This window comes from Paenibacillus sp. J22P15, assembly GCF_056269345.1.
The window spans coordinates 38,743-54,825 of record NZ_JBWDNT010000012.1 but is presented as its reverse complement, the minus strand read 5'-3'; the positions used below and the strand labels follow the sequence as shown (position 1 = coordinate 54,825).

The window sequence follows — 16,083 nt, the reverse complement described above, 5'->3', positions numbered from 1 at the left end:
ACTTTCTTTCCTTTAGTATGCGGTGACACTCCTCAATAAACTGAAATTCTCCTTGCAAAAAACCGCTTTCTCGAAATCATGGTTTTCATGAAAATAATAAGCGATCCGGCAGACGTAATCGGCGCGCGGGACATCGTAGCTATAAGTTTAATAGGGAATGCAGTTCCGATCTTTCCGTGTAGACAGAGTCAACATTCGGATCTAAATGCTGTTTGAGCGATTTGAACTTTACCAGATCATTCACCTGCAGCCAATCATCCGCATGCAGTAAAAAATATAATCCTGATAGCAATAATTGAAATAAAAAGTTATTCAAAACGAGAACTTTAATGGTATGTTATTACAAGATATAAAAATTAATTTGATTGAGGAGGGAATTATGAAAACTTTTTCGAAGAGGCTTTCTTATTTGCTCGTTGCAGCCTTATTCATCCTGTTTTGCGTTTCCCCGTTTGCCCATGCGGAAGAGATTAAGGGTACGGGAGAACCAACTGCTTCTACATCCACTATCAGCAATGTTAGCCCGCCGGACGGCGCATTGCTTACCGAGGGCTTTACACTCATCACTTTTGTTTTAGGTATTCCGCTGGCTGATCAGGGCGATATCATCATTATCGTTGATGGTCAGCCCATTGACCCGAGTCAAATCAATTTCATGCATGGCATGGTGTTTACGCATGTTTCCGATTTGAAAGATGGCGCTCATTCCCTAATTATTCGTGTATTGGATCGTGATATGAATCTATTGCAGGAGTACAATGGAAGTTTCAAAGTCCAGCTTTCGATTTGGAAAGACAGCAGCATGAAAGTGGAGAATATCGATGTGACGTCACTTCGTTTAACCTGGACGCCTGCCACACAAAGCTTGGGTTATCGAATTTATGGCAATAGCCTGCTCATTGGGTCTGTAGATGGAAACACCACCTCATTTGATACAACGGGTCTAATGCCAAAAACCGCATACAACTTCAAAGTGGAGGCGAAGCGTTCCGACGGCAGCTGGACAACGGATGGTCCTATCGCTTCGGCAACAACATTGCCGCAGGATCGAGTAAGCCCGATTATCGAATATGTGACTCCTGCTGATGGCGACTTATTAACGACGGCGTGGCCGAAGATTACGGCTCATGTGTATGATGAAAATTCCGGCATTAATCCAATCATGACTGGGATCGGAGTAAACAATAAGCTTGTACCGTCCAGTTATGACGAGTCAACCGGGACGCTGACAGCGGTTGCCCCCAGATTGCCAAGTGGCACTCATTCCCTCTTGGTCTACGCCAGAGATATGGACGGGAATGTTGTGAAGCATACCAGCAGTTTTACCGTGGACTATGAGACGGGGGCACCGTTTCTAGAATGGAGCGGCAAGCTTCGTGCCGCTCTTGAAGCAGGCGATCAGGCTGATCGTGAGAATGTACGAAGACTGAGCGCCGAGATTGCCAAACTGGACGAAATAGAAGACTTATCCTTGATTGACCCGATTTGGAACAAAATCAAGTTAAAGCTGCCTGCATCTGTTAATCAGGCCCAATTGAAAAAGAAGCTGTTTGATATCATACTGGCGATTGGTTCGCTCCCCTACAATGAGCAAGAGACCGGGCTAGTAGAGATCCTGTCGGACCCCGAATTGATGGTGGCACTGAATACGATAGCGGCGGCAGGTGGCGTAACGAACCTGACAACCGAGGATGTTCTGACGTTCGTTTTCGGGGATGGCAACGATTATAGAGGGATCGAAGGTCAAATCCTTTATTTTGTATCAAGATTGTCCCCGTTGGAACAGTTAGGACTACTAAACGATAAACAGAAAATGATGGACGTCCTCATGGATGCCATCAATAATCAGCTGTTGCAAACAACCTATTATAAAATCAGCAAGATGCTGTGGAATTTAAACGTCTACACCTATGATGTTCAGCTGACTTTGCAAAGTTTCCATCGCAGGCTGGAACATGACATGCCGGCAATTCAGGCGATGACGATTGCTTATATCCGCTTAAAGGCGCAGGAATCAGTGAAGGTAAGCAATAGCGGTTATCAGCACAATTACAGCTTGAAGGCAGCTTCTTTAGACATTCCGCCTCAAGCGCTCCTATGGAAGAAGGTATCCGGAAGCCCTGATATCCGTGTAACGCCAGACGGGACCGTCTCCATTCCTGAAGGAATGTATAACGCAACAGCAGTCATTCAAGCAGCGCTCGTCAATCCTTATGGCGAAAATAAAGTTATTTTCGAGAAAGAAGTGATCCTAATGCCTGACAAAGACTCGGCCGTCAAGCTCCAGAGTATTATGAATGCATTTGAAACCGAGCTGGACGAGGTGCAAAGCAAGCTTAACGCCGCGACCTCGCACGTAGAGCAGACACAGCAGATTATGGACATGATAGATATGGGGAAAGAGGCTATCGAGCAGATCAAATCATTAAGGATATCCAAAGCAGCTATAACAGATGCCACTGAGAGGATCATAAATAATCTTGTACAAGCAGCCAGTAGTTTTTCTAAGCTGCTGCCCTCCTCTTTCTAAAATAACAAAGTGAAAAACCCCCTGATTAGCATCAGGGGGTTTTTCGCTTACTCGTGCAACGCTAGTGTTTTATCTTAGACAAATTTTTGTTATTTTTTCGTAATTTAGCTATAGCTAACAATAATAAGGGCAAAAACAGTCCAAAAGTTAAGTGATGTAATGTTGTAACATTTGCTTCATAATCTTTTAGAAAAGCGATATTCGGAACACTCACAATAGCATAGACAATTGCAATCATTCCTAGAGGAAAAGTTAAAGGACGATAATCCTTTAATTTTAATATTTGTGCAAGGCTAAGGTTTGCTGCATAAAAGAAAATTGTCGTCTTGAAATATAACGCCACTAACCATATAAGCGCTATTATTACTTCTATCCGTTGAACAAAATTTCCTACATTTATTCTTCTAGCTAAAATATAAGTTGCGTATTGTTGACTCGATGATTGATAAACTCCTAGAACTAAAATACTTAATAATACTATTAGTGATAAAACAATGGAGCCAATCAGTGTTCCTAAGATAAAGGATTTTTTAGTTTTTTTTAATTGGATAACATAAGGGAATAGCATTAAGAACGTCACTAGTTGCAAATAAGGAGAATCGATAGAATAATAAATAGTACTAGGTAATTTATTTATATTCTCTAATATAGGATGTATATTATTAATTTGTATTTGAGGAGAAATACAAACAACAAAAATAAAAAAGAGCAATAGGATCAAAGGATAAAAAATTTCAGAAGCTCGAGCAAAAGGTTCAAGTCCATAGCGCACTCCCAAGATAATAATAATGAAAAAGTAAATATAAACGGCTTCAATCGGTGTCTCAATTAGGATGTATGTAATCATAAAATCACCTATTTGTCGAAGAAAATAAGCAGTACAATGAAAAAAATAAGTAAAGTATAAAAATGAAACTGTTTTTCCAAGCCACTTTCCCAATATTTTCTCGCTATATTCGATTATGGTCATATTAGGAAAAGAGCTTCCTAGGATGTTATATAATAATACAAACAATAGTCCGATTCCTGCCCCAATTATATACCCTATCCAAGAATCTTGTTTTGCACTATTAGTTAACGATGGAATAAATATGATGGCCCCGCCAATCGTAAAGAAGAACACTAATACCCTAAATTGACGAAATGATATTTTTTCGTTGTTTTCAAGCATTTCCTTTATCCCCCAAATAAATGTCTATTCAACAAGTATTAACAAGTAATAGGGAAATAATCTTCTCGCAATTGATATCCAACCAAGTTTTCCACTCACTCTAACATCCCCGCACTTTATCCCGGCAAGCACCGTTGCCAATTTGATTGGCAACAAACCGCTTCGTTGGAATGGCTTCGTCTCCCGTTGGTTTATAAGACTTTTTATAAACGAGTACATATTCGTAATTGATTTCCATCGGGATCTACGACTGTCATCATACGAAGACCTTCGATTTGCTCATGTGGTGCGTTGTTCTTTCTCACAGCCCAATTGTTCCAATCTTCAGAGGGTAACCATGCTCAAATATGCTCTCTATACGAAGCTTCAGACCGGAATATTTTCTAGTTTAGAGTTAATATGCCGCTATTCAGTTTCTATCGATTTAACCCCTTTTAGCTATAGATAAATGTTATTATTACGCCACCATGATTCTGGAGATGATTCCATTGCTAACATTATCCGTGCTCTTAGTAGTCACGTCTGGACTCGCACATGCCGTCTGGAACTTATTCGCCAAAAGAAGCCGTAATAAAAGTGTGTTCCTGTGGTCCATTCTCCTTCTGACCTCAGTAGCTCTATTGCCATCTACAATCATCGAACTGTGGCATACACCTCTGCCTGTGATAGGCTATGTTCTGATCGTCTTATCCATCGTTTGTCAGGGTGTCTATTCGTTACTGCTTACATGCACTTATGATCTAGGCGACTTATCCCAGGTTTATCCGCTTATGCGCGGCACGAGCACGCTGCTTATACCGCTTATTGGTGTCGTGTTTCTCGGCGAATCACTTTCCTTATGGGGCTGGTTCGGGCTTCTGTGCATTATTGGCGGCTTCGTATTATTAAGCGGCTGGACCTCTCGCGATCGCGCAGCAGCTATCACTTATAAGCCAATTCTTCTTGCGTTCGCAGTCGGTTTAAGTACAACTTGCTATGTGCTCGTCGACAAGATGAACATTCACAATTTGTCCGCCTTGTCACTGCTTGAAATTGGAAATATCGGGTTCATGATGACTCTGACGCCTGCGATGATCAAATCCAAACAATTCGCAGCAGAATGGAGGCACAATTGGAAACTTATTCTAACCGGAGCCGTATTAAATCCAGGCTCGTATTTATTGTTCCTGCTTGCGATGAAATATGCGCCAATCTCTCATATTTCACCGGTTCGTGAAGTAGGAATTGTTTTTGCTACATTCCTTGGAGTTCTCATCCTTAAAGAGCAGCAGGGAATTCTGCGGATATCATCTTCAATTATGATTGCATCTGGCATTATCGCGATTAGTTTATTTGGTTAAACATTTCACGAAACTTCAGTAAAGACGGGGGTTATCTCATGAAAGTTCATTTTCTCGGAACGGCTGCCTATGAAGGCATTCCATCACTTTTCTGCCAATGCGTCACATGTAAGAAGGCTCGTTCATTAGGAGAGAAAAATATTCGTTCCCGCACGTCTGTCATGATTGATGAAGTGTTGAAGGTCGATTTCCCTCCGGACACGTTCTACCACTCACTGCGTTACGGGCTTGATATGGACAACATTCAAGATCTGTTATTCACGCATTCGCATTCCGATCATATGTACGGCGAAGATATGGCTATACGATCTGTTGGTTTCGCCCAATCGAGCAATAATCCCATTCATGTATATGGACATGATGTGCCGCTAAAAATGTGCAAACAGGCGTTAGCGATCGACAACATGCCTCACCACTATCATTTCCATAAAATTCAGCCATTCCAGACCGTGAAGACACAGACAGCTACCATCGTGCCGCTGCCCGCAGATCATGATCAACTCGAGACCTGCCTCGTTTTCTATATTGAAAAAGATGGCAAAACAATTTTCTACGGGAACGATAGCGGTTGGTTTCCGGAAGAAACATGGGAGTGGCTAAAAGGCAAGAAGCTCGATCTCGTAATTCTGGAGTGCACGACAGGCGCATATCCGAAGCGAAATAACCATATGAACATTGATGCCGTTCTTGATACGCAGGAGTGGATGCAAGCGAACGGCGTGCTGAGCCCGAATGCTCAAATCGTCGTCACTCACTTCTCGCATAACGCGGGTTTACTGCATGAGGATTTGATGAACATATTCGAACCTAAAGGTATCACCGTTGCTTATGACGGTTTAATCGTGAAATTATAACATTAGCTTTACATAAGAAAACGGCGGTATGCGATAGAGTCGCTTGACACTATGCATACCGTCGTTTTTTTGCAATTCGATTTCATCTATTCACTTGCTCAGAGCATTCTCTTGATTCAGACTATTTAGCCGCAGCATTGGACCGCTCATACCAATAGCCAGGCACCGAGCGCTCGAGACGCATTAACGCTTCCAAGTAGTAGTAATCGCCCCAAATCATATAACCATCAGGTCCCATATTGCCTCTTACGTGATAAGAACCGTGCTTCAGCAAGCCTTCGGCTTCCTCGCCAATCGCCACGTAATTCGCAGCTAACGATTTCATGGTACGCTGCAGTGCCTCTTCAATCCATGCTCGATCAGCATCGTCATTAGGCATTAGCTCCAGCAGCTCCAGCATACCGCAGGCAGTAATTGCTGAAGCCGAGCTGTCGCGACTTGTTCCTTCCTCGATAGGTACATTGAAGTCCCAATATGCGACGAAATCTTCTGGCAAATGATCGATAAAATATCGCAGCATACGCTTCGAAGTTACTAGGAATTCCTCTTCCTTCGTATAGCGATATGAGAGCGCGAACCCATAAATACCCCACGCCTGACCGCGCGTCCAAGTCGATCCATCTTGAAAACCTTGGTGCGTGCCGCCTCCGATCGGTATTCCATTATCCTTATTAAAATAGAATGTATGATACGAAGAGTCGTCACCGCGAACCAAGTACCTCCGCGACAGCTTCGCTTGCTTTAGCGCGATTTGGGCATATCCAGGATCGCCTGTGTACTCAGATGCCCAGTACAGAAGAGGCAAGTTCAATAAGCAATCAATAATAATTCGTCCGCCGTTCTGAGGGTCATCCTCTGCTCCCCACGCTTGAATAAATTGCCCTTTCGATCTCCATCTGCGCATCAGCAATTCTGCCGCTTGAAGTGAGAGGTCGCGAGCATCGGTGTCTTTGTCTACGATCCAGCCGGCAAGCGCAGATAATCCATACAGAAATCCGATATCATGATGGTCCAAGAAAACTTGATTTTCCAACCTATTCTTGAAATCATCAACTTGCAGTTTAGCTTGTTCTTTGAAGAAGCTATCCCCTGTATATTCGTAGCTCAGCCATGTCATGCCCGTATAGAAGCCTTCAATCCAATCATCATTTGCCGACCATTCATATCGTTTTTCATTGGTAATATGCGGGAACGACAGTCCGTTCCGCTCTAAATTGCGGCGAATTTTTCTAACCGCATCCTCAATCTCCTTAATCCACATCTTAAGTATTCGTCCCTTCTATAAGTTATTGGACTCCAGTTAACCCTTTACAGCTCCAACACTCAGTCCCGAAATGAAATAGCGCTGTGCTATGAAGAAGATTACGATAACAGGCAGCAGCGATGATACTGCTCCGACCATAATGAGCTGAAACTGTGAAGCGAACTCGCCGTGGAAGCTTGCGAGTGCAAGCGGAATCGTCTTCAATTTATCATCATTCAGGTAAATGAGAGGCGCCTGAAAATCGTTCCAAACCCAAGAGAACACGAAGATGACAAGTGTAGCGACCGCAGGCTTAGCTAGCGGCAGAATGACGTTCCAGAAAATCCTGAGTTCGCTGCAGCCGTCGATTCGAGCAGCTTCGGACAATTCCTTCGATATCGATATGAAGAATTGTCTCATCAGAAACACGCCATATGGGCTAAATGCTTCCAAAAAAATAAGCGCCCAGTGCGAATTGACCAGATGCAGCTTTTTCATAATTAAATATTGTGGAATCATAATAACCTGATAAGGAATCATATAAGACGCTAAATAGATGAGAAATACTTTATTCCGTCCAGGGAATTCCAGGCGCGCAAACGCATATCCAGCTAATAAGCATGTTGCAAGCTGACTAACCGTAACGAGTATAGAAATTTTCAAAGAGTTGAAGTAGTACAGAAAGAAAGGAATACTTGTCCATACTTCCACGTAGTTCTCTGGTGCCCAAACCTTAGGAATCCACCGAATCGGATAGTCAAATACATGCTCTTCCAATTTAAAAGAGGTAGAAAGCATCCAGAAAAAAGGCAGAACCATGGCAGCTGCAACAGCGGTTAGAAGCATAACCAGACTGGCACGTTTTAATAGTTCACCCATTTTTTCTCCCCCTTAAATTGAATTAATGTAATAATCATCACGATGGCGAACAGCACCACAGCTTCAGCTGAAGCATACCCGAAATTAGAATTTCGGAAGCCTTGCGCGAAAATATCGTATACAAGGACCGTTGTTGCTCTTCCTGGACCGCCTTCGGTCATCACGTAGATCAGATCGAACGATTTGAACAAACTGATGATGCAAGTAATGATCACGAGGAATGTTACCGGCGCCAACAATGGCAGCGTTACTTTCCACAATCTGCGAAATGCACCCGCGCCATCGATTTTGGCTGCTTCGTACAAATCTGCCGGAATTCCCTGTAAACCTGCTAAGAACAGCACCATATAATAGCCGGATAATTTCCATACTGTAACGATAATTAAGCTTACAAGCGCCCAATCAGCGCTTACCAACCACCCTGGAGGATGATCTGTAAATTTACTCAAAAACATATTAATCGGTCCAAGTGTCGGATGGAAAATCGCCTGCCAGACGACCGCTACTGCTATGAATGATGCGATATGGGGAAAGAAGAAGGCAGCTCGGAAAATCGAGATGCCTCTCCACTTCTGATTCACAAGTAATGCAAGTCCAATCGCAACTAACACGACAAACAGACAAGAGCCGAACGTATAGAGCAATGTATTGACTAGCGCAATCCGGAAGTTCTCGTCTGTTAACATCATCTTATAGTTTTCCAGACCGACCCACTCCATCGGATTATAGCCGTCCCATTTCGTAAAGCCCAGCATCAAGGCCATTGCGCCTGGAGCCGCGATGAAGATCAGGAAACCGATCAGATTGGGCAGCAGGAACAAATACGCTGTTAATGCTTGAGGATGAAACGCTCGCTTAAAAAAACTACTATGCATAGTATGTCACTCCTATCCTAAACCCGTTTGCGCATGCAGGACTTTTTATTTGATTTCTTTTGAACGACGATCCTTAATGTTCTTAAGTGCTTCTTCTGGCGTAATTTCTCCAAGCAGCGCGCGTACGCCTTCTTGATCGATGATCGTGTCAAGTTGAGCCAGTCCATTTTTTAGAACACGCTCTGGAACAGGGATTACATCAAACACAGGATTCAAATTGAATTTTTGCGTGAAGCTTGTTTTATAAATCTCTATAACGCTGTCGCTGTTTGAAGCAGGTGTTTGGTATTTCGCTACAATTTTTTGTCCTTCTTCGCTGGAAATAAAGCTAATGAATGCGAATGCTTCATCTTTGTGATTAGATTGACCGTTTAGCGAGTGAACAACAGGCGTAGACATGTTCGTTCCTCTCTCCACGCCTTGCGGATGCGGAACATAAGTCATATCCCAATCGAAATTCAGCTTACCGTCTTTCTTGTCTTGCTCAAGCATGCCTGGGAACCAAGTTCCTGTTACTACCATTGCATATTTGCCTGTCAGGAATGCTGTGCGATAGTGCGCATTTGTTGCTTTATTCTCCGCTACAGTAGGTTGCGCACCGCTTGTAGAAAGCTCTTTGCGCAGCTCAATACCTTTCTGGAACGGTGTCAAGTCTTCGTCAAACAATGTTTTGCCTAGTTGACTACCGTAGATATACCATGTTTGAGCCCAGTCTGGCATGAAGGAACCCCAAATTTTGTTTTGGCCTGTTCCTTTGGTCATTTGTTTAGCCAGTTCCAAGTATTCTTCCCAGTTCATATCGTCCTTTGGATAAGGAACGCCCGCCTCATCAAACAGCTTTTTGTTGTAATAAAGCGCCCATACGTCATTGCGGAAAGGAAGACCGTATACTTTGCCGTCCACTTTAACGACATCTAACTTGCTGTTAACGCCTTTCAAATCGTTCTCGTTTTTCTTGATTTGATCGTCAAGCGCTGGAACGCGATTTGTTGTTGCGAATTTGTAATAGTCTCCTAAGCTCTTGAAAGCAAAAGCATCAATGTCATTTCCGCCTGTCATCGTTATTGTTAATTTCTCGGAGTATGTTTTGATGTCTGCTTTTACAAGCTCAACTTTAACATTCTTGTTCTTCTCTTCGAACGCTTTCACAAGATCTGCGTACATACGCTCTGATGCTGTGTCTGTCCAATGCATAAACTTAATTGATACTGGCGCTTTAGCCGCTTCTGTTGGTGCAGGTGCAGGTGCCTCTGTAGATGCCGCTTCCTGCTTGTTGCCGCAACCAGCCAGCAAGGAGACACTAAGTCCCACTGTGAGCAAAGCCGAAATCCACTTTCTCATAATATTGCCCTCCTAGTTTGTTTGTGTTGGTTCTTACATTCCGAGTATATACGGGAGGGCAGCACGCCGTCTTTGCTTGAGATTCAGTCAAAATGTAATCGCATTCATATTATGCCAAGTTCATTGTGCTGCTTCTCAGCATGCTTGTTCTGTTCCTTAGATCGTGCTGAATTAGAGGCGATATTCTGACGGAGAACGGCCTGTAACTTGCTTGAACAATCTCGAGAAATGGCTGAGATTTACGAATCCTGTCTGCTCGGCTATTTCTTGAATGTATAAATTCGTATTTAGTAACAGCTCCTTGGCACGATTCATGCGAAGCTCGGTTAAGTACCCCATTGGAGTTACACCCGTTTGCCCTTTGAATAAGGTCGCAAAATAGTTCGGGTTCAAATGAGCCACCTCCGCCAAGCGTCCGATCGAAATTTTCTCGCTCAAATGCTTTTCCATATAAGAAAGCGTCTTGGCTACTTCCTCCGAATAAGTGGATTGCGGCGTTAGATCAGCGAACTCATGCACAAAGGCAGCAAGCGCACTCATCATATCTTCCCTGGTACGACTTTTCTGCAATTGGCCAATTGCTTCCCCAATATGCGCTGAATTCGCGTGCTCCGATCGATTCGGTTGAACACCCTTTAGCAGCAGCATCGTAACAGCCTGCTTCAGTTTGCGTGGATGCACTCCGGCTTGATTAGCGTGATTCATCGCCTCTTCCATAGCTTGAATGCACGCTTCTGCACGGTCTGTTGATAGAAGACGAAGCATTTCGTCCGATAATTGTTTATTAAATACAGAGGCATCTAGCCTGTAATCGCGTTTATTCGAGTACTTCAAAAAACTGTTCCAGCCTTCATAGAACAAATCCGTAAGCAGCTCCTCCGCCTGCCGAAACGCATGCTCCCACTGTGAGAAGCTCTGAACTTCATCGCTGACAGCGAATGCACATTTCAAATAAGGATTAAACCACGTTCGGAAAAATTCAGGATTTTCTTCAGCTGCATTCAGCACCATATGAATCCGCTTGCTCGCATCCAGGAAAATCCTGTTCTGCTTAACCGCATTCACATAAGGAAAATCCCCCAAGAACCCATCATGCTCCCAAGGGTAGAAGTTAGACTCGGCAATTTCTCCAATAATCCAACACCACCGACCTTCCACTTGGCTATTATGGCGATATGCTTTCAACCAAGTCAGCGGATTAAGCTCTACGTTAGGTTTGTTCGGCAAAAGCTCTGCTTTGTATGACGCGCCTGAATCCGTATCTGATTGTTCGAATTTCATCTTCAGTCGCTTTAAGCACTCCTCAATATCGCCCGAGGATAGATGAAGCTTGTCCAAATATTCGAATACGCCGTTGCGAATGCCCTGCTGCACTAAATTAAAATCAGTATGACTGCTTAGCACACATACTGGCGTTTTAGGACTTATTTCTCGAATATGAGTAATGAGCGTCATCCCATCCATAACAGGCATTCGTATGTCGGTAAATACCACATCCGGCCGGAGCTGCTCGAACATGGTCAGCGCTTCAGCCCCATTGTCCGCCTCACCCACTACCTGAAAACCATATGTTTGCCACGGGATCATCCTTCTTAGTCCTTCTCGTATGAGCATTTCGTCTTCAGCCAACATAACACGGATCATTTGGGCTCCTCCATTCTCTGTCTTGCCATTCGAATTTCTACCTGCGTACCGCTTCCAAGCTCACTCTCAAAATGCAATCCATACGATGGACCGAATAAGATGCGTATGCGCTGCTCAATATTGTGAAGTCCAATACCAGAGAAGCTTTGCAGGCTGTCTGCCATTCCGCTCTGGACAATCCGTTTGTGAAGAGGATTCCTCTCTGTGCCTTTACCATCGTCAGCAATCATGACCGTACATAAGTCACCGACATCATAAGCTTGAATCCAAATATGCAGAACAGAATCGCCACTATGCATACCGTGATAAATGGCGTTCTCGACGATCGGCTGCAGAGCAAACCGAACGATACTCTGATTCCGAAGCGCATCGGGTACATCAACAATTACATGGAACTTGTCAGGATATCGGATGCGCATAATATTTAAATAATGGTCTAGCGCTGTTAATTCTTCGTCTAACGTAACGACAGGGCGATCTAGGTATATGCGTGTAGCTAGGAAGTATCCCAGCGAGTCAACCAGCAAGCATATTTGCTTCGTATCTCCCTGGAGCGCTAGCCCATTGATCGCTGCAAGTGTATTTTTAACAAAATGCGGCTGTATTTGCGATAGCAAAGCTTTGAATTCCAGCTCAAGCTCTACGCGTTGCTGCTGCTTAGCTTGATCCTGAAGCGACTTAAGATCCGATTTCATCTCGCGGAATGACTTTTGCAGGATGCTCAATTCAGGATCCGCTGTAATACTGGTATCGCTTTCCACATGTCCGTGTCCAAATTGCTTCATTAGCTGAACAAGCTGCTTGATCGGACGGACGATACGTCCGATAAACACTTGACCCAGCACAATCGATACGACTGCACAAAAACCGACAATTGCGAACATAATATTCCGAAAATTCATTAATTCGGATAGGATGCTTTTGTATGGGATGCTCTCTTCGATGCTCCAGCCGTTATTCAATGTGCTGTTTACATATAGCATTTTCTCGCTGTCGTATGGATCTGAACTCTTGGAGACAAATTGCGAATCTATCGAGCTATAGATAGCCTTATGATTTATGTCATAAATCGTAAACTGGCCTAACAAATCTTTAAAGGGGGCAGTCATCAACTCTATTTTTGTTGATATAATAATTTTACCCCATTCTTTCCCTGTATCACTTTCAATATATCCAAGAACATACGACACTAGCGGCTCTTGTCCGCCTGATGCCGTAAAATTCTCATGCGGAGCTGCCCAATGAAACTTGGAATCGCCGCCCTCCTTAAGCAGACGGATAAATTCATGATTGTTGTGCAGAAATTCAAATAAAGGCTCGCCGTTCGACACCCAGCTGGAAAACACTTTTCCATTGTAGCCGTAAATCGTTACAATCGGCGTATGCATAAAGTTCATGAATGTATGCTTATTGAGCATCGACTCGAATTGTCCCCACTCTTGTCCATACTCGGCTAAATTGCGGGAAGACGCATTCGGATTAAGCATCTTCTCCATTTTATCCTCTAGAATGAGCGAGCCAGCTAATGTTTGCATCATCGACATCTTCTCCTCAAGACTAGCTACACTTTGCTGCAGCGCTTGCTGCTGTATATGACTCGCTTGGCGGATAATGAGATTTTGAGAGACATAATAACCCGTCCAACCGATGAGCAGCATCGGTAACACACCAACAGCAAGCAGCACAATAATAAATTTCGTGCGCAGCGTCATTCGCATCCCTATACGCCCTCGTTCCATGCAGCGGCCCCCTCTTGCATTAACCCACTTGTTGATCGTACATTCATTTTGCCTAACTGCGTCGAAAGTCGAGCTCTGTGTGCGACTGCCTTTCATCTATAACAACAGAGTAAAATGAATCTTGACGCTGATGTTCCCCAAAACTTTCTCAATACTATCATGGTATTGATTATACGTAGCTCTTAATACCTGAATAATAGACTTAATGTAATTAATAATTGTATTTGATCAAATCGCAGGCTCATTTAATCCATGCTTTAGTTTAGATAGCTAAATTCACCTGCTGCGATGAGGGGAGCATTTTCATGTCTATTCCGCAGAACCATTGATAAATACAAGATTGCGAGTAGAACACAGCTATCGAACTGGTAAAGAAGCATAATAGTCATAGCAGCTTAAAAGCCTATAAAGGGGGAGCAAAAACTATGACGAAAGGACGTTCTACGACATGGAAAGAACGGATAGAGATTGTTCAATATTGTCTGACAAATAATGATGACTATGGGAAGACTGCGGAGCAACATCAGGTTTCATACCAACAGGTATATCAGTGGGTGAAGAAATACCAAGACGGCGGGCAAGATGCGCTGCAGGATGGACGGGGACGTAAAAAGACCGATGAAGAATTAACTGACATAGACCGACAAAAGCTTGCCATGAAGAAGATGCAGGCTGAAATTGAACGTCTACGCGCAGAAAATGCATTCCTAAAAAAGTTAGAGGAACTCGAAAGAAGGCGACGCTAAGTCAAGTATGTCAAGAAAACATCTATCTTGCCATTCAAGCTCTACGGCAAGACGGGCAGTTCAGCATAAAGATACTGTGTGAAATTGCAAAGATTCCACGCTCAAGCTATTACAAATGGCTGAAACGCAAGCCTAGTGTACGTGAACTGGAAAACCAAAAACTCACAAGAGCGATGATCTCGCTGCATGAGAAGGTAGGCGGTATCTACGGGTACTGTCGATTAACCCTTCACTTATGCAAAGAAACGGAGAAGCCTACATTCACTTTTACAATAACGAACGATTACAGGCAAAACTAAACGGCCTTAGTCCAATGGAATTCAGGACTAAGGCCGTTTTTCAACTCTCGTTCCTCGTTAGTTCAACTCTTGTTGTTCACAAAAATGAATACTGGGCACTTGTAGGACTATTGGGCAGTTTGTGGGTCCCATCATTAATACAATTCCAATTACTCATTCTTTACTCCTTAAAATGAGGATTATGAATTCAAAAGCGCCTTTAATTTCACATCCGGATTTGCTAAGACTGTAGGATCGAGTACTGCCTGTTTTTGGATCAGCATTTCCGCAAATCGAATATCCTTGGCAATTTTTCCGTTCAATCCAACCGCGCTGGCTGAAACCAATTGATCTGCGGCCGACAAATGGAAGAACAGCTTATCGGACTCCGTCACATGTCTAACCACGGTCTTCACGCCGCAATCTGGTAATCCAGTGACTTGTAAGGTTTGTTCATATTGATCCGACCAGAACCAAGGGATAGCGAGATATGGTTCGGATGAACCCAGCATGCTTTGTGCGGCATGTGTTCCTTGATCTTGTGCATTTCGCCAAGCCTCCAGACGAATACGCTTGCCTCCAAAGAGACGATGCGGAAAGGAACAACAATCACCTGCTGCAAAAATATCAGCGTCACTCGTTGCGAGTCTCTCATCCACCCATATGCCATTATCAACTATAAGTCCACTTTGAACAGCTAATGTTGTTTCAGGGATCGCACCGATGCCTACGACAATCTCGTCACATTGGACAACGGATCCATCTACAAGTGTAATCAAATGTCCTTCTCTCGTTTTTTCGATGCGTCGAATCCCTACTCCTAGTTTAAAAGCTACACCTGCTTGATGATGACGCGCTTCTACAATATTAGCAATTTCCTCAGGTACGCCTCGCATCAGAATACGAGGTCCGACTTCAATAACAGTAACCTTACAACCTTTCTCCCGTGCGCTTGCCGCTACTTCAAGTCCAATAAAGCCAGCACCAATGACAGCAATGTGCTTTCCGGATTGAAATCTAGCGCGTAAAACAAGCGAGTCAGCGAAGGTACGGAGATATAATAATTCCGAACAATCGGAGCTCTCGATGTTTAATCGACGTGGATAGGCACCTGTGGCAAGCAAGAGTCTCTCGTACCTGATCTGCTGCCCATTGCTTAGTTCTGTAACGTGGTGGTCCCGATCAATCTTAACTACCGAGCTATCCGTTATGAATTGAATGTTGTACTGGGATTGCTTAGCTTCGTCAAGAATAGTCATTGGAGTAGGCTCATCTTCTCCCACCAATACGCTTTTGGAAAGCGGCGGTCGTTCATACGGTGCCAGCTTTTCTTTTCCTATTAGCGTGATCTGCCCGCTCCAGCCCTCCGCTCGAAGCTCCACGGCAGCACGCGCACCCGCTTCACCTGCACCGACAATCACCATTCCTAAATCAGCCATGTTC

The 16,083-nt window shown here is 43.8% G+C and carries 13 protein-coding genes; 5 read left to right on the top strand and 8 right to left on the bottom strand.

All coding sequences use genetic code 11. The features are described 5' to 3' along the window. The first annotated feature begins 379 nt into the window (after nucleotides 1-379). Nucleotides 380-2,530, top strand: coding sequence for a fibronectin type III domain-containing protein (locus AC0YN6_RS21130; RefSeq protein WP_475749272.1), 2,151 nt, complete (start codon nucleotides 380-382; stop codon nucleotides 2,528-2,530). A gap of 61 nt (nucleotides 2,531-2,591) precedes the next feature. Here the strand turns inward: AC0YN6_RS21130 and AC0YN6_RS21125 are convergent, their stop codons facing one another. Further along, on the bottom strand, nucleotides 2,592-3,701 hold the full coding sequence (locus AC0YN6_RS21125; RefSeq protein WP_475749271.1) for a GerAB/ArcD/ProY family transporter: 1,110 nt from the start codon (nucleotides 3,699-3,701) through the stop codon (nucleotides 2,592-2,594). 479 nt (nucleotides 3,702-4,180) lie between these two features. Here AC0YN6_RS21125 and AC0YN6_RS21120 point away from each other — a divergent pair, with 479 nt between their 5' ends. Both AC0YN6_RS21120 and AC0YN6_RS21115 read left to right on the top strand, forming a co-directional pair. Continuing rightward, on the top strand, nucleotides 4,181-5,041 hold the full coding sequence (locus tag AC0YN6_RS21120) for a DMT family transporter (RefSeq protein WP_475749270.1): 861 nt from the start codon (nucleotides 4,181-4,183) through the stop codon (nucleotides 5,039-5,041). A gap of 38 nt (nucleotides 5,042-5,079) precedes the next feature. Then, nucleotides 5,080-5,895: an MBL fold metallo-hydrolase gene (locus tag AC0YN6_RS21115; RefSeq protein ID WP_475749268.1), complete on the top strand. Its 816-nt coding sequence runs from the start codon at nucleotides 5,080-5,082 to the stop codon at nucleotides 5,893-5,895. Nucleotides 5,896-6,016: 121 nt separating this feature from the next. Here the strand turns inward: AC0YN6_RS21115 and AC0YN6_RS21110 are convergent, their stop codons facing one another. From AC0YN6_RS21110 to AC0YN6_RS21085, 6 genes are all read right to left on the bottom strand, one after another. Continuing rightward, nucleotides 6,017-7,156, bottom strand: coding sequence for a glycoside hydrolase family 88 protein (locus tag AC0YN6_RS21110; RefSeq protein WP_475749266.1), 1,140 nt, complete (start codon nucleotides 7,154-7,156; stop codon nucleotides 6,017-6,019). Between the two features lie 39 nt (nucleotides 7,157-7,195). Continuing rightward, nucleotides 7,196-8,017 carry a carbohydrate ABC transporter permease gene (locus AC0YN6_RS21105; protein ID WP_475749264.1) on the bottom strand — a complete coding sequence of 274 codons (822 nt, stop codon included), beginning with the start codon at nucleotides 8,015-8,017 and terminating at the stop codon, nucleotides 7,196-7,198. Beyond that, nucleotides 8,002-8,892, bottom strand: coding sequence for a carbohydrate ABC transporter permease (locus AC0YN6_RS21100; RefSeq protein WP_475749263.1), 891 nt, complete (start codon nucleotides 8,890-8,892; stop codon nucleotides 8,002-8,004). Before AC0YN6_RS21100 ends, AC0YN6_RS21105 begins: the two co-directional genes overlap by 16 nt. Nucleotides 8,893-8,937: 45 nt before the next feature. Next, the gene (locus tag AC0YN6_RS21095) at nucleotides 8,938-10,233 is read right to left on the bottom strand and encodes an ABC transporter substrate-binding protein (protein ID WP_475749261.1); all 1,296 of its coding nucleotides are present in this window, start codon (nucleotides 10,231-10,233) and stop codon (nucleotides 8,938-8,940) included. 171 nt (nucleotides 10,234-10,404) lie between these two features. After that, entirely contained in the window at nucleotides 10,405-11,877 is a 1,473-nt protein-coding gene (locus AC0YN6_RS21090; protein ID WP_475749259.1) for a response regulator, read from the bottom strand. Further along, nucleotides 11,874-13,616 carry a sensor histidine kinase gene (locus AC0YN6_RS21085; protein WP_475749257.1) on the bottom strand — a complete coding sequence of 581 codons (1,743 nt, stop codon included), beginning with the start codon at nucleotides 13,614-13,616 and terminating at the stop codon, nucleotides 11,874-11,876. Before AC0YN6_RS21085 ends, AC0YN6_RS21090 begins: the two co-directional genes overlap by 4 nt. 425 nt (nucleotides 13,617-14,041) lie before the next feature. Between AC0YN6_RS21085 and AC0YN6_RS21080 the strand changes: the two genes are divergently transcribed. After that, nucleotides 14,042-14,362 (top strand): helix-turn-helix domain-containing protein, encoded by a 321-nt coding sequence (locus tag AC0YN6_RS21080; protein WP_475749255.1) that lies wholly within the window; start codon nucleotides 14,042-14,044, stop codon nucleotides 14,360-14,362. A 235-nt stretch (nucleotides 14,363-14,597) separates the two neighbouring features. Then, a complete protein-coding gene (locus tag AC0YN6_RS21075) occupies nucleotides 14,598-14,837 on the top strand; it encodes an IS3 family transposase (protein ID WP_475749253.1) in 240 nt (79 codons plus the stop codon). A 3-nt stretch (nucleotides 14,838-14,840) separates the two neighbouring features. Here the strand turns inward: AC0YN6_RS21075 and AC0YN6_RS21070 are convergent, their stop codons facing one another. Continuing rightward, nucleotides 14,841-16,079 carry an NAD(P)/FAD-dependent oxidoreductase gene (locus AC0YN6_RS21070; protein WP_475749251.1) on the bottom strand — a complete coding sequence of 413 codons (1,239 nt, stop codon included), beginning with the start codon at nucleotides 16,077-16,079 and terminating at the stop codon, nucleotides 14,841-14,843. Between the last annotated feature and the right edge of the window lie 4 nt (nucleotides 16,080-16,083).

What these genes read in the sequence shown, in the direction of transcription:
- AC0YN6_RS21130 (WP_475749272.1), top strand. Translation starts at nt 380, where the DNA reads ATGAAAACTTTTTCGAAGAGGCTTTCTTATTTGCTCGTTGCAGCCTTA.
- AC0YN6_RS21125 (WP_475749271.1), bottom strand. Translation starts at nt 3,701, where the DNA reads ATGCTTGAAAACAACGAAAAAATATCATTTCGTCAATTTAGGGTATTA.
- AC0YN6_RS21120 (WP_475749270.1), top strand. Translation starts at nt 4,181, where the DNA reads ATGATTCCATTGCTAACATTATCCGTGCTCTTAGTAGTCACGTCTGGA.
- AC0YN6_RS21115 (WP_475749268.1), top strand. Translation starts at nt 5,080, where the DNA reads ATGAAAGTTCATTTTCTCGGAACGGCTGCCTATGAAGGCATTCCATCA.
- AC0YN6_RS21110 (WP_475749266.1), bottom strand. Translation starts at nt 7,156, where the DNA reads ATGTGGATTAAGGAGATTGAGGATGCGGTTAGAAAAATTCGCCGCAAT.
- AC0YN6_RS21105 (WP_475749264.1), bottom strand. Translation starts at nt 8,017, where the DNA reads ATGGGTGAACTATTAAAACGTGCCAGTCTGGTTATGCTTCTAACCGCT.
- AC0YN6_RS21100 (WP_475749263.1), bottom strand. Translation starts at nt 8,892, where the DNA reads ATGCATAGTAGTTTTTTTAAGCGAGCGTTTCATCCTCAAGCATTAACA.
- AC0YN6_RS21095 (WP_475749261.1), bottom strand. Translation starts at nt 10,233, where the DNA reads ATGAGAAAGTGGATTTCGGCTTTGCTCACAGTGGGACTTAGTGTCTCC.
- AC0YN6_RS21090 (WP_475749259.1), bottom strand. Translation starts at nt 11,877, where the DNA reads ATGATCCGTGTTATGTTGGCTGAAGACGAAATGCTCATACGAGAAGGA.
- AC0YN6_RS21085 (WP_475749257.1), bottom strand. Translation starts at nt 13,616, where the DNA reads ATGGAACGAGGGCGTATAGGGATGCGAATGACGCTGCGCACGAAATTT.
- AC0YN6_RS21080 (WP_475749255.1), top strand. Translation starts at nt 14,042, where the DNA reads ATGACGAAAGGACGTTCTACGACATGGAAAGAACGGATAGAGATTGTT.
- AC0YN6_RS21075 (WP_475749253.1), top strand. Translation starts at nt 14,598, where the DNA reads ATGCAAAGAAACGGAGAAGCCTACATTCACTTTTACAATAACGAACGA.
- AC0YN6_RS21070 (WP_475749251.1), bottom strand. Translation starts at nt 16,079, where the DNA reads ATGGCTGATTTAGGAATGGTGATTGTCGGTGCAGGTGAAGCGGGTGCG.